The organism is Flavobacterium hiemivividum (assembly GCF_004349145.1).
Lineage (GTDB): Bacteria > Bacteroidota > Bacteroidia > Flavobacteriales > Flavobacteriaceae > Flavobacterium > Flavobacterium hiemivividum.
In genome coordinates this window covers 78162-91703 of sequence record NZ_SMFO01000007.1, presented here as the reverse complement: position 1 = coordinate 91703, position 13542 = coordinate 78162, and the positions used below count along the sequence as shown (strand labels likewise).

General features: G+C 35.0%; 13 protein-coding genes. 10 read left to right on the top strand and 3 right to left on the bottom strand.

The genetic code is table 11. The features are described from left to right. Positions 1-12 precede the first annotated feature (12 nt). A complete protein-coding gene (locus tag E0F98_RS10660; protein ID WP_132111255.1) occupies positions 13-333 on the top strand; it encodes a YbaB/EbfC family nucleoid-associated protein in 321 nt (106 codons plus the stop codon). A gap of 65 nt (positions 334-398) precedes the next feature. On the opposite strand, the gene E0F98_RS10655 is transcribed toward E0F98_RS10660, so the two are convergent. Continuing rightward, positions 399-1418 carry a threonine aldolase family protein gene (locus tag E0F98_RS10655; protein ID WP_132111253.1) on the bottom strand — a complete coding sequence of 340 codons (1020 nt, stop codon included), beginning with the start codon at positions 1416-1418 and terminating at the stop codon, positions 399-401. A 90-nt stretch (positions 1419-1508) separates the two neighbouring features. Here E0F98_RS10655 and prfB point away from each other — a divergent pair. The 8 genes from prfB to E0F98_RS10615 all read left to right on the top strand — a co-directional run bounded on the left by prfB (position 1509) and on the right by E0F98_RS10615 (position 10818). Next, positions 1509-2610 (top strand): peptide chain release factor 2 gene (prfB, locus tag E0F98_RS10650; RefSeq protein ID WP_132111251.1). Its coding sequence is split into 2 segments (ribosomal slippage): positions 1509-1571 and positions 1573-2610, totalling 1101 coding nucleotides; the frame shifts between segments, so codons are not numbered across the junction. A gap of 95 nt (positions 2611-2705) precedes the next feature. After that, complete coding sequence (locus E0F98_RS10645; RefSeq protein ID WP_132111249.1) at positions 2706-3410, top strand: energy transducer TonB; 705 nt, start codon at positions 2706-2708, stop codon at positions 3408-3410. A 492-nt stretch (positions 3411-3902) separates the two neighbouring features. Beyond that, entirely contained in the window at positions 3903-4901 is a 999-nt protein-coding gene (gene lpxD / locus E0F98_RS10640; RefSeq protein ID WP_132111247.1) for a UDP-3-O-(3-hydroxymyristoyl)glucosamine N-acyltransferase, read from the top strand. Between the two features lie 153 nt (positions 4902-5054). Continuing rightward, entirely contained in the window at positions 5055-6683 is a 1629-nt protein-coding gene (locus E0F98_RS10635) for an acyl-CoA carboxylase subunit beta (RefSeq protein ID WP_132111245.1), read from the top strand. A gap of 907 nt (positions 6684-7590) precedes the next feature. Next, positions 7591-7776, top strand: a complete 186-nt coding sequence (locus E0F98_RS10630) for a hypothetical protein (protein WP_165929312.1) — start codon at positions 7591-7593, stop codon at positions 7774-7776. A 93-nt stretch (positions 7777-7869) separates the two neighbouring features. Further along, positions 7870-8382 carry a GNAT family N-acetyltransferase gene (locus E0F98_RS10625; protein WP_132111241.1) on the top strand — a complete coding sequence of 171 codons (513 nt, stop codon included), beginning with the start codon at positions 7870-7872 and terminating at the stop codon, positions 8380-8382. A gap of 78 nt (positions 8383-8460) precedes the next feature. Beyond that, positions 8461-10044 (top strand): S41 family peptidase, encoded by a 1584-nt coding sequence (locus tag E0F98_RS10620; RefSeq protein ID WP_132111239.1) that lies wholly within the window; start codon positions 8461-8463, stop codon positions 10042-10044. 348 nt (positions 10045-10392) lie between these two features. After that, positions 10393-10818, top strand: coding sequence for a DoxX family protein (locus E0F98_RS10615; RefSeq protein WP_132111237.1), 426 nt, complete (start codon positions 10393-10395; stop codon positions 10816-10818). Positions 10819-11000: 182 nt separating this feature from the next. Here E0F98_RS10615 and E0F98_RS10610 read toward each other — a convergent pair whose 3' ends face one another. Further along, complete coding sequence (locus tag E0F98_RS10610) at positions 11001-12047, bottom strand: AMP-binding protein (protein ID WP_132111235.1); 1047 nt, start codon at positions 12045-12047, stop codon at positions 11001-11003. A gap of 31 nt (positions 12048-12078) precedes the next feature. Continuing rightward, positions 12079-12999: a CPBP family intramembrane glutamic endopeptidase gene (locus E0F98_RS10605; RefSeq protein ID WP_132111233.1), complete on the bottom strand. Its 921-nt coding sequence runs from the start codon at positions 12997-12999 to the stop codon at positions 12079-12081. A 114-nt stretch (positions 13000-13113) separates the two neighbouring features. Here E0F98_RS10605 and arsC point away from each other — a divergent pair, with 114 nt between their 5' ends. Further along, a complete protein-coding gene (arsC, locus tag E0F98_RS10600) occupies positions 13114-13455 on the top strand; it encodes an arsenate reductase (glutaredoxin) (protein WP_132111231.1) in 342 nt (113 codons plus the stop codon). Positions 13456-13542: the final 87 nt, after the last annotated feature.

Here is a 13542-nt window from a genome sequence, read left to right as displayed (position 1 = left end):
AAATTATAAAAAATGGATTTAATGGGAATGATGGGTAAACTTAAAGAAACCCAACAAAAAATGGAAGACACTAAAAAACGCCTGGATACAGTTCTTGTTGATGAGCAAAGTACAGACGGTTTATTGAAAGTTACAATAACTGCTAACAGAAAGATAAAATCAGTAACTATTGCCGATGAATTATTAGAAGACAAAGAGCAACTAGAAGACTATATGATTTTAGTAATGAATAAAGCAATCGAGAAAGCAACTAAGGTAAATGAAGCTGAACTTGATGCTGTTGCAAAAATGGATATGCCAATGATTCCAGGCATGGACAACTTGTTTAAGTAAAACAAACACTTTATGAAGTATGAATTATGAGTCAACATAGTAACTCATAATTCATAACTCATAATTTACAGCCTAGCCAAGGTTTCTAAAACGTAAGTATGCATCACTTCTCTATAATCTAGATGTGTTACCATTCTCAATTTCCCCTGCCCCATTGAGCTAATGGATATATTTTTCTGTTTTAGCTTTTCGATAAAATTCTTCTCACTATAATTACTTTTCAAAGTAAAAATCAAGATGTTTGTTTCAACTGGCTCCACTCTGGCAACCCAATCTCTAGTGCTTAATACCGAAGCCAATTCCTTTGCTCTTCTATGATCTTCTGCAAGGCGACTGATATTATTGTCCAAAGCATATAATCCGGCTGCCGCCAAATACCCCACTTGACGCATTCCGCCTCCTAATATTTTTCGAATGCGCAACGCACGATGGATTGTCGCTTTATCTCCTAATAATACAGAACCTATTGGCGCACCCATTCCTTTGGATAAACAAACCGAAATAGTGTCAAACAAACGTCCAAAGGCTTTCGGATCTTGCTTTTTGGCAATTAAGGCATTCCAAATTCGGGCACCATCAAGATGGAACTTCAAATTATTAGCAACACATACTTCTTTTATCTTTTTTAATTCGTCCAACTCATAACAAGCACCACCGCCTTTGTTAGTCGTGTTTTCCACACAAACTAAACTCGTTAACGGACTGTGGTAAAATTCGGGATCATTTATGGCGCCAGCTACTTGCTCGGCAGTAATCATTCCGCGATCACCATCCAATAATGCAAAAGAAACACCACTATTAAATGAAGCACCGCCACCTTCATACAGGTAAACATGTGCATATTTATCGGCAATAATTTGCTCTCCTGGATTTGTATGAAGTTTTAAAGCCGTTTGATTAGCCATTGTTCCCGACGGGAAAAACAGCCCTGCTTCCATCCCAAAGATTTGTGCTATAGTATCTTCTAATTCTATTACTGTTGGATCTTGTTTGTACACATCATCACCTACTTCGGCATTGAACATATACTGCAACATTTCAATTGAAGGCTTAGTAATTGTATCGCTAATTAAATTTATTTCCATTGATTTATTTTATATTTTCGAAAGGAAAAGCCATGACTTCTCCCCAAGTAAAAAATTTTCTTATTTTTGTCGCACAAAATTACATAATTTATGACAACTACCGAACAAATTAAAGGTATTGTAGAGCGCCTTGGTGCGTTGAGGAGGTATCTTTGACGTTGATGCCAAACTAATTGAAATTTCTAACGAAGAAGAAAAGACTTTTGCTCCAGATTTCTGGAATAACGCAAAAGAAGCCGAACTAATTGTAAGAAATCTTCGAAATAAGAAAAAATGGATTGAAGACTACGATAAAGCAGTCGAAATGACTGATGAATTACAGTTAGCCTATGAATTTTATAGAGAGGGAGAACTCACTACAGAAGAATTAGATGAGCAATATGCACTCATAGCCAATCATATCGAAGCCATAGAATTCAAGAATATGCTTTCTGACGAAGGCGATTCACTAAGTGCTGTTGTTCAGATTACTGCAGGCGCTGGAGGTACTGAAAGTTGCGACTGGGCCGAAATGCTTATGCGCATGTACATGATGTGGGGCGAAAAATACGGCTACAAAATAAAAGAGCTGAATTTCCAAAAAGGAGATGCCGCTGGTATAAAAACCGTTACACTTGAATTTGAAGGTGATTATTCCTTTGGATATTTAAAAGGAGAGAATGGAGTTCACCGCTTAGTGCGTATTTCTCCATTTGACAGTAATGCGAAAAGGCACACTTCATTTGCGTCTGTATATGTATATCCGCTTGTAGATGACAGTATCGAGATTGATATCAATCCCGCCGATATTGAAATTACGACTTCTCGATCTAGTGGTGCCGGTGGTCAAAATGTAAACAAAGTAGAGACTAAAGTGCAACTTTTTCACAAACCTACAGGCATTCAAATTCAATGTTCAGAAACTCGTTCACAGCAAGACAACAGACAACGTGCGATGCAAATGCTTCGTTCACAGTTGTACGAAATCGAACTAAAGAAACAATTAGCGCAGCGCGCTGACATTGAAGCTGGAAAAATGAAAATAGAATGGGGCTCACAAATTCGCAATTATGTGATGCAGCCCTATAAATTAGTAAAAGACGTGCGTACCGGTTATGAAACCAGCAACGTCGACGGTGTGATGAATGGTGAAATCGACGAATTCTTGAAGGCCTATCTAATGATGATGGGACAAAGGGACGAGGAAGAATAATGATATTTTATCACTAAATATAATCCTACAGAGAAACCAAACCTTCTTTGTAGGATTTTTTGTTTATTTTAGCCAAAAATAAAAGTGTAGCACTTATGAAAAAATCTGTTTTATTTTTCTTATTTCTAATTTCGAGTACTTTTTATAGTCAAGAAAAGGTCTATTTTACAGAAGATTTCAAGGAATTACCTACCGCAGAAAAAGCTGTATATTACAGTACTTACGAAGAGTTAGAAAAAGGCACACAAAGAACTACGTACTTTATCGATGGTACAAAGCGAAACAGTGATTTTTTCTCAAACTACCGCAAGAGAGTTAAAGAGGGATCTTCAATTGAATGGCATAAAAACGGAAATAAAGCAAGAGATTTATTTTACATAAAAAACAAGATTGAAGGAGTTTCAAATTCGTATTATGAAAACGGGCAAATCAAACGTACTGAGCACTTTAAAAATGGTTTATTTGTGAGCGGTAAGTGTTTTGATGAAAATGGAAGTGAAATCGCATATTTTCCTTATCAAAAAGACCCCGAATTTCCTGGAGGCATCAAATTATTTTATGTTTATGTAGCAAAAAATTTTAAAGCCCCAAATAGCGGACAAGGTCAAATAGTTATTGGATTTTCTGTTGAATTAGATGGTACTTTAAATCACTTTGAAGTTATTAAGAGCATCAACAAAGAGATGGATTTAGCAGCTATAAAAGTATTAGTGAATGGTCCCAAATGGACTCCTGGTCAAATCGATGGTAAAGACGCCGTAGTAAAACTAAAAATTCCAATTACCATAAAATACAATTAAAAAAGATATTTCACTAAATGTCAATTGTGTACCAAACGATTATCCTTTCCTTTTAAAGCATTTTAAAGCTATATAACGTACACTTCTCCCTTCTATAAAAGATCAAATTTTTGAAAAAATAATTTTTCTAATAGTTAACTCATAAAAGTAAACTAGCGCTTTCTTTAAAATCTTTTGATTAAAGGCAGGGTGAAAAGAAAAGAAATAGCATACAATAAAAATAACTGTTTTTACTAGCAAGCAGATAATTATCAAACCCGACAGGATTATACTACGTCGGTTTTTTTACTATTTCACCATCCTTCGAGAATAATAGTTACATAATAATCCCACCAAAAGGAGAGTAACTATAAATCGTAAAATCTTCACAATAAATAAATTTAATAACTATTTTTAGTTAATGTTACGTTCACTATTCATAAAGGATTTGGAAAACTAGTTACTATTTACTTTATTTGAATTCGAATTAAAGTATTTAGCACCTTACCACTTATGAAATCTTATACAGTCCAAGAAATAAATGAAATTCTAAACGGAGTTATCTTAGGAAATACCTCACAAACTATTACAGCACCTGAACAACTTGAGGTTGCTACCGATTCTGAAATATCATTTATTGGAAATAAAAAATATGAAAAATTATGGGCTTCTTCTAAAGCTTGTGTTGCGGTAGTAAACGAAGATATTTCGATAGAACCAGGTGAAAATAGAGCGTTCATCAAAGTGAAAAATGCTGACTTAGCGATGTCTCAGGTTTTAGAACTTTTTGCTCCTCCTGCACCCGAATTTTACATCGACATTCACCCAACGGCAGTTGTTTCTAAATCAGCTACCATCGGTCTTGGAACAAAAATAGGTGCTGGATGTTATGTGGGACCCAATGTGACAATTGGCGAAAACGCAATCATTTATCCTAATGTTACCATTCTTGATGAATCTACCATTGGTAAAAACACAATCTTATGGTCTGGAGCGGTGGTTAGAGAGCGTTGCCATATTGGTAATGATTGTATAATTCACCCAAATGCGACTATTGGAGCAGATGGATTTGGATTTCGTCCTTGCCCACAAAGAGGTTTGGTGAAAATTCCTCAAATAGGAAATGTAGTTATAGGAAATAATGTCGAAATAGGCGCCAACTCTTGCGTGGATCGTGGAAAATTTAGTTCAACGGTTTTAGGAGATGGCTGTAAAATTGATAATCTAGTACAAATTGGTCACAACAGTAAATTGGGACGTTTTTGTATTATGGCTGGACACAGTGGAGTCGCGGGGTCGGTAACCTTAGGTGATGGCGTTATCATTGGCGGAAGCGCCTCCATAAAAGACCATGCCACTCTAGGTAGCGGAGCAATCGTAGGAGCTGGATCTGGAGTTACCGGTGACGTACCTGCTGGAAAAACAGTTTTGGGCTATCCTGCAGTTGAAGCACGAGATGCCTTAAAACAATGGGCAATATTAAAAAGACTCGTTAACGAATCTAAGAAATAAACAAGTAGATTTTATCATATTCATAAAAAAACAGGAGTTCGCTTCTGTTTTTTTGATTTTATCTCGAAATTATTTACAAACGAACCAAAATAATAAATTTTATTTCGTTCGATTTTGTATTTTAGCAGCAACTATTTATAACACAATTACAACATGGATTTAAACTTCAATAAAAACGAAGATCACAATAAACTTTTATTGTCTCAATTAAAACAAAATCTCTCGAAAGTAAAATTGGGAGGAGGCGAAAAGAGAATTCAAAAACTGCATGCCGAAGGAAAAATGACAGCGCGTGAACGCATTGATTATCTACTAGATCCTAAGGCGAAATGTATTGAAATTGGAGCTTTTGTTGGTGAAGGAATGTATGCTGAACATGGCGGTTGTCCTTCTGGAGGTGTTGTAGTCAAAATAGGTTATATCGGCGGAAAGCAATGTATTGTTGTAGCTAATGACGCCACCGTAAAAGCGGGTGCTTGGTTCCCTATTACAGCCAAGAAAAACTTGCGTGCACAAGAAATCGCGATGGAAAATCGCCTACCTATTATCTACTTAGTAGATAGTGCAGGAGTTTATTTACCAATGCAAGATGAAATTTTCCCAGACAAAGAGCATTTCGGACGTATTTTTAGGAATAACGCCCAAATGAGTAGTATGGGAATTACCCAGATTTCGGCTATCATGGGAAGCTGTGTTGCCGGAGGTGCTTATCTACCTATAATGAGTGATGAAGCGATCATTGTTGAAGGAACAGGTAGTATCTTCCTTGCGGGTAGTTATCTAGTAAAAGCAGCTATTGGAGAAAGTATTGACAATGAAACTTTGGGAGGTGCAACCACACATTGTGAAATTTCGGGGGTAACAGATTACAAAGCCAAAGACGACAAAGACGCCTTAGACAAAATAAAAAATATAGTTGATAAAATAGGTGATTTTGATAAAGCCGGTTACAGCCGTGTGAAGTCAGAAAAACCGGCCTTAGACGAAAAAGAACTCTACGGCGTTTTACCAAAAGCAAGAAATGAGCAATACGACATGATGGAGATCATCAACCGTCTTGTGGATAACTCTGAATTTGAAGCCTATAAAGAGGGCTATGGCCAAACAATAATTACTGGTTACGCTAGAATCGACGGTTGGGCTGTAGGAATTGTAGCTAACCAACGAAAAGTGGTGAAAACTAAAAAAGGGGAAATGCAATTTGGCGGTGTTATCTACTCTGACAGTGCCGACAAAGCGACTCGTTTTATAGCAAATTGCAATCAGAAGAAAATTCCTTTAGTTTTTGTTCAAGATGTTACCGGTTTTATGGTGGGATCTAAATCAGAACAAGGCGGAATCATAAAAGATGGCGCCAAAATGGTTAATGCAGTAAGCAATTCTGTAGTACCTAAATTTACAGTTATTGTGGGGAACTCTTACGGTGCTGGAAATTACGCAATGTGCGGAAAAGCATACGACCCAAGATTGATTTTCGCATGGCCGAGTGCCGAACTAGCCGTTATGGGCGGAACACAAGCAGCAAAAGTATTGGCACAAATCGAAGCATCTTCCTTGAAGAAAAGCGGCGAGATCGTCGACGAAGAGAAAGAAAAAGGACTTTTTGACAAAATAAAAGCAAGATACGACGAGCAGGTTTCTCCTTATTATGCTGCTTCCAGATTATGGACAGATGCGATTATCGACCCTCTTGACACACGAACATGGATATCTATGGGTATCGAAGCGGCGAATCACTCCCCTATCGAGAAACAATTTAACTTGGGAGTAATTCAAGTTTAACTTACTTTAATTTATGTTTAGGAGCAGAACTACTTCGTTTTCATAAGAAGTTCACTCCCGCTATCCGCTGTATTCCCGCCAAAAAAGGCGGGAGATGCCGCTGCTATCGGGGCTAAAGAGATCGTATATTTATCTCGATAGCATCAAGATGAATTATTTAGAAAAAATTCCTGCTGGCGCGCATATTTTCCACACAAAGGATAGCGCGGATTTGTAATCCGTGCACACAAAGAAATTCAAATAACACAAAAACTACAACTGTAAAAAGTTGTAGTTTTGTTTTTTAACGCTATTATAAAATGTTAACAAAACACAAAATCTTGATTGCTCAGATTTATATAATAAATTAGAAGTTGTTTTGATGTATATTGGGGCACGGATTGCAAACCCTGATCACGCGCATATTTTCCACACAAAGGATAGCGCGGATTTGTAATCCGTGCACGCAAAGAAATTCAAACAACACAAAAACTACAACTGTAAAAAGTTGTAGTTTTGTTTTTTAACGCCATTTTAAAATGTCGACAAAATACAAAATATTGGTAGCTCAGATTTATAGAGTAAATTAGAAGTTGTTTTGATGTAGATTGTGGGCACGGATTACAAATCCGCGCTATCGGGTAAAAGTATGAATAAGAGAGTTCTTTTTATATCACTTTTAGGACTGTTCATTATATTGAATTTAGTCCCAACTTACTTGTGGTTGTGGGGAATGTCATTTATTGACCTCGAAAGACCGAAATTTTCATATATAAATGTTAACACAAGGGATTTTTTGTATTCACTTTCAAGATTTGTTCTATTTGTTGGACTTTGGTTGCCGATACTGCTAATAATATTGATGAGAAAATGGAAAATAAAAGCATTAACAGTTCCAACTCTGTTAAGTCTATTACTATTCCTTATAATGATTAAATCCCAAGAAGTATATCCTGACGAAGAATCACATTTCACTGAAAATGGCTATCAACATAAAATTGAAAAATGGAATCAACAGAATCATGTGAAGGTAGAGCATTGGAAAAGCCAAGACTCTTCAAAAAAGTACATTACACACCGACACATTGAATGGAAATTAATAAAAGAAGAATAAAAAACTAATCCACGCTAGTGCGAGCGTACCGCTTGTGCCCACAAATAAAAGTCCTCAAAACAATCGCAAGAATTAAATACCTATCTTAAACCAATGAACTACGAATTTAGAAAAGCCACGACTGCAGAAATCCCGCAAATATGGGACATATTACAACAAGCAATCGCACGTAGAAAGAAAGACGGCAGTAATCAATGGCAAGACGGTTACCCTAATCCAGAAGTGATAAAAAACGACATCGATAAAAATGCAGGTTTTGTTTTGACTGAAGGAGAAACTATCATTGGATACACTGCGCTACTAATCAGTGATGAACCCGAATATGAAAAGATAGTTGGAAAATGGCTTACGAATAATGATTTTGTTGTTTTCCATCGCGTCGCTATTTCAGAGGATCATTTAGGGAAAGGTTTAGCTACAAAATTAGTTGGTTTCATTGAAGATTTTGCGATAAGCAACAATATCTACAGCATCAAAGCAGATACTAATTTTGACAACTTTGCTATGATGAAAGTTTTTGATAAATTAGGTTACGTTTATTGTGGCGAAGTATATTTTAGAGGTAGCGCCAGAAAAGCTTATGAGAAGATTATCACCAAAAAATAAAATAGTTAAATTCGAACTAACATCCTAAATTACTGTTCATTTGCAGAACACAAAATGACCAACTCTTTTTCAGAACACATGAGGAAAATAATTTTATACGTTTTTACGCTGCTTTTCTTTTCTCAATGTAGTTCTGTAAAAAAACACAATAGGCATTTAACTGAACTAATTCCTATAGCGCAGTTAAAATCGGATGTTGATTTTACTTATAAAAAACTACAAAAATTACACCCTAATCTTTATTGGTACATAAGTAAGCCCGTCTTAGATTCTAAATTTGACAGTCTAAAGTCTACTATCACTCAACCTATTGCTCCTCTTGCATTCTATAAAAAACTGAGTCCTGTTGTTGCCGCAGTAAGGCAAGGCCACACCTATGTTTATCCTGCTTCACCACAAATGACGAAAAAGGAAACGAAAGCACTTATTAAAAAAGGAACAGGCCCATTTTCACAATTTGATTTTGATTATTTTGACAATAAACTATACGTCGTAAACAATAAATCCTACAACAAGAGCATAAAACCAGGAGCTGAAGTTATTGCGGTGAATGACGTAAAACCTATGGATTTGATTCGGGAATACAACAATTACTACAGTTCTGATGGATACAACTCCACATTAAAAACTAGCAAATCAGGCAAACGATTTTCTTCCTATTTTACTGCTGAAAAAGGCATTAAAGACAGCTTAATCTATACTCTAAAATACAACGACAGTATCCAACAAATTACAATTAGACGATACAAGGAGGATTCGATTAAGAAGAAAGAGCAAAAAACTAAGAAAATAGTAACCGCGACTGACAGAGTAAAATCTAGAGAACTCAGAAGGAAGAAAAGAGTGAATGGCTACAATGCCGATTCGAAAAACTACAACAGAAACCTGCATTTTCTAGAAAAAGACAGCAGTGTCGCCATCATGAAAATTAGAAGTTTCAGCAAAGGGAATTTTCGACCTTTTTATAAAGAAAGCTTCCGCGAAATTGACAACTATAAATCCAATACTCTAATTCTTGATTTACGAGACAATGGCGGCGGTAGATTATCTGAAATTGTAGATTTGTACTCCTACCTATCCGACTCTACTTTTGTGTTTTTGGACAAGTCGGAAGTCGTCTCAAAATCAAGTTTAATGCGAGCTGCTTATTTTAATGGAGGTTCTCTTGGCTTAAAAATTCTAAAAGCGATTTACGCACCCATAATTTATTCCTACTTATTGCTGACAGTTCATAAAGCAAGCGACGGTAAAAATTATTACGCTACACATACAAGACCGCATAGAGTGAAGGATCTCGCTTTTAAAGGAAAAATTTATGTATTAATAAACGGAGGGAGCTTTTCGGCTTCCAGTCTTATTTCAGCTAATTTAAAGAGTTCTAAAAGGGTGACTTTTATAGGTGAAGAAACCGGTGGCGCCTTTAATGGAACTGTATCGGGCTTTATGCCTGTTCTAGAATTACCACATTCTGAATTAAAAATTAGAATTGGCTTAATGGCTATGGTACCAAGTAATAAAACCGAAATAATAGGACGCGGAATTTTTCCTGATAAGGAAATTACTCCTACTCTTGAAGACAAATTAAAAGGAAACGACCCGGAACTCAATTGGATTTTAAATAATAGTAAAGCTTCCATTGATTTGCTCTCAAAAGAAAAGTAAATTTAATCTAAGAAGAAAGCGGCTATGACCTTTCTAGCAAAAATAGCGGCATTAGCTCTCGTTTTACATCCGCATATCAACGGAGCATAAAGTTTGGCTCTTGTTTTTGCACATATCATGGTAAAACTTATAAAATGGACAAAACCATAATAAAGGTGAAACACCATTAACACTATTTCTTTCCATAGCGAAAGCTCATACATAAAATTAATTGCGTTAAATTTAATTACTAATTTAAAAATTTTTCCACAAGAATAGAACGGTAAAAAACTCCTATTATTTTTATAAAAAATCAATTAATACTCTAAAAATCATTAACTTAGTAGTACAATTCTAAATAATATCAAGATGAGCACTACTGTAAAAGATTTAAATAAGTGGGCAAATGCACATACTTATTTCACTTTAGATTTACTACGAATTGCACTTGGAGTATTTTTGTTTTTTAAGGGAATTACCTTTATTACGAATATCCAATATTTGGTAGATTTGATATCTCCCATCGATAAAATTGGTGGTGGAATGTTTCTTATTCATTACATTGCGCCTGCACATATGATTGGGGGTATAATGATCGTTTTCGGCTTGCTTACTAGATGGGCAATAATCTCACAATTACCAATATTAATTGGCGCTGTAATAGTGAATTTTATGGGGGAACTGCACACACAAAATTTAATTATAGCATTTCTTACCTTGTCACTATGTGTTTTTTTCCTTTTTTACGGCAGTGGAAAACATTCGGCAGATTACTTTTTCAAAATGCAAAGGTAATTTAACATTATTAGAATTTAAACTAAGATTTTCAGAGATTAAATTCTAGTAGTCATTGAAAGCCAAGGAAAAAACTACTTAGAATATAAATAGTCTAAAAGTAAAAATTTTAACGATTTTTACAATCAATAAAAAAGCATCATGACTACTGCCATGATGCTTGTATTGTATTCGAAAGAAATTTAGAAACTTGCTAGCATTTCTTTTCTCTTTATTTTTCCGCTTTCCGTTTCCATGAATTTACTGAGATAAAATACTTCCTTGGGCTTTTCATACTTGTCTAATGCATTATAAATCGCTTCATCTATTAGTTGCTTCTCCCCTTCGATGACTAAAACTAATTTTTCTCCCAATATAGCATCTGCTACTCCGCCCACAAAAAATCGAGAATGGATTCCATGTGATAGTTTCTCTTCAATTTGCTCGGGTATCAGTTTAATTCCGCCGCTATTAACAACATTATCAGCTCTACCTAAAAAAACAAATTGATGATCGTTTATTAATTCTACTAAATCATTAGTGACAATAGGTTCAGCAGTAATCTTTGGCGCACTGATTACAAGACAATTTTTATCATTTTGTGAAATTTGGATATTAGGCAAAATAGAAAATGACTTCTCTCCTATTTTCTTGGCGGCAATATGTGTTATGGTTTCCGTCATACCATACGTTTCATACACTTCGGTTTTTACTTTCAGTAGGCTTTTTTCAAGAGATTTACTCATACTTGCACCTCCAACAATCATTTTTTTAACATTTTTCAAACCTGTTAATGAATTTTCAGCCTGTAAAGGTACCATGGCTACAAAATCATACACAGTTTCATTTTTAGTTAATGGATGTGAACTTGGCGCAACAAAATCGATATCTAATCCCAGAACAAAACTGCGAACCAGCATCATTTTTCCTGCAATAAATTTAGTTGGCAAACAGTACAAAGCTTTATCCCCAGGGCTTAAATTAAAAAAGTCACCTGTAGCCAAGGCAGAGTTTACCATTGTTTGTTTGTTTGTTCTAATTACTTTCGGCGGCCCTGTCGTTCCTGAAGTCTGTAAATCGATATAGGAATTTTCGTCAAACCAGTCCAATAAAAAATCTCCTATCGACTTCTCAAACTCATCCCCTTCCTTGATCAAACTGTAGGACACTCTACATAAATCTTCTTTATCTAGATGAAATCCATTCAATTTAAAACGATTGTGTACATTTTTATAAGTTACTTCTTTCATTACTAGCGTATTGTTTTTAAATTGCGTTGTTTTATTCTGTTTTTATTTTACCAACTAATCTTTCTTTCCAGTCAGTCCATTGGTATTTATTACTAAAGATATATAAAAGTATCGGGTATATAACCAAAACAGGTAAGATTACATCTAAACCAGCCTTAGGTTCTGCGATGTCTTTAAATATAGAATGTGTTTGAAAAGCCGACCAATCTGAAGTGACTAATAAGGCACTTACCAAATTATTAGCAGCATGAAAACCTAATGCCAACTCCATCCCATCATCCATCAATGTAATTACACCTAGAAACAATCCGGTCCCAATATAATAGATAAATATGATATTACCCATTTTTGAAACTTCGGGATTGAAAAGGTGCATACTTCCAAATATAATGGAAGTCATTAGCAATGGGAACCATTTGTTTTTGGCCAAATTAGCAAAACCTTGCATCAGATAACCTCGAAAAACATATTCTTCAGTACTTGTCTGTATCGGAATTAAAAACACTCCAATAACTACTAATATTGCAAATGGAACAGGTTTAAAATTCAACACAAAATCCGCTGGACTTGTGTAATAATAAATTAAAGTAGAAACAATCGTAAAAACTGCCCATAAAGAAAAAGAGAATAAAACTCTGTCCCAATCGACTTTTGCCCGAGCTGTAGTAATAGAACGTAATGTTTGATTGTGAACATAACGCACGACAAAATAGATTCCACCCAAGGTAAAAACAAACGAAATCAAAAGCAGAAACAAGGTTAAATTTGGATCAAAAAAGTGCATCATCTCTGAATTACTAGAGGGATAAGGTACGTCATTTGCAAACGATTCATAAATAACGCCCAATAACAAGGGAATTTGTCCAATAAAAGAGGTTGCAATGATTATTCCTGACCCAATTAAATATTTCCAAAACTTGTTCTCTGAATTTACTCCTTGTTCTACAAACATCTATTTTTTTTTATAATTATATATGATGAGTTAGACTATCAAAGCCTATTTTTGTTTCGTCTAAAATACTTTTTTTTTATTTCAATTAATTTTTACTCTACAAAAAACAACAAAATGATACAAATATACCATAATCCACGTTGCGGAAAATCGAGAAAATGCCTTACTTTCATAGAAACAAAAGGAAAAGAATATGAAATCATTCGGTATCTTGAGAATCCACCTACTACAGACGAACTTCAGTTACTCCTCAAAAAACTGAACATGAAACCATTAGAATTAGTTCGACAAAAAGAAAAAATTTGGATAGAGAATTTTAAAAATAAAGAAATGACCGACCAAGATATCATAAAAGCAATGGTCGAAAACCCCATTCTTATAGAACGACCTATTGTTATAAATGGAGACAAGGCTATCATTGGCAGAGAGTTAGATAAACTTAACAGTTTTGTATAATTCGCACTAGCTATATTTAACAATTTTTTAAGGTTTAGTGATTAAACCAAATGCGTTTTTTGCATTCCAACGACGAATATCAAATCT

Coding starts and splice junctions, on each gene's coding strand:
- E0F98_RS10660 (WP_132111255.1), top strand. CDS start 13: ATGGATTTAATGGGAATGATGGGTAAACTTAAAGAAACCCAACAAAAA.
- E0F98_RS10655 (WP_132111253.1), bottom strand. CDS start 1,418: ATGGAAATAAATTTAATTAGCGATACAATTACTAAGCCTTCAATTGAA.
- E0F98_RS10645 (WP_132111249.1), top strand. CDS start 2,706: ATGAAAAAATCTGTTTTATTTTTCTTATTTCTAATTTCGAGTACTTTT.
- lpxD (WP_132111247.1), top strand. CDS start 3,903: ATGAAATCTTATACAGTCCAAGAAATAAATGAAATTCTAAACGGAGTT.
- E0F98_RS10635 (WP_132111245.1), top strand. CDS start 5,055: ATGGATTTAAACTTCAATAAAAACGAAGATCACAATAAACTTTTATTG.
- E0F98_RS10630 (WP_165929312.1), top strand. CDS start 7,591: ATGATTAAATCCCAAGAAGTATATCCTGACGAAGAATCACATTTCACT.
- E0F98_RS10625 (WP_132111241.1), top strand. CDS start 7,870: ATGAACTACGAATTTAGAAAAGCCACGACTGCAGAAATCCCGCAAATA.
- E0F98_RS10620 (WP_132111239.1), top strand. CDS start 8,461: ATGAGGAAAATAATTTTATACGTTTTTACGCTGCTTTTCTTTTCTCAA.
- E0F98_RS10615 (WP_132111237.1), top strand. CDS start 10,393: ATGAGCACTACTGTAAAAGATTTAAATAAGTGGGCAAATGCACATACT.
- E0F98_RS10610 (WP_132111235.1), bottom strand. CDS start 12,047: ATGAAAGAAGTAACTTATAAAAATGTACACAATCGTTTTAAATTGAAT.
- E0F98_RS10605 (WP_132111233.1), bottom strand. CDS start 12,999: ATGTTTGTAGAACAAGGAGTAAATTCAGAGAACAAGTTTTGGAAATAT.
- arsC (WP_132111231.1), top strand. CDS start 13,114: ATGATACAAATATACCATAATCCACGTTGCGGAAAATCGAGAAAATGC.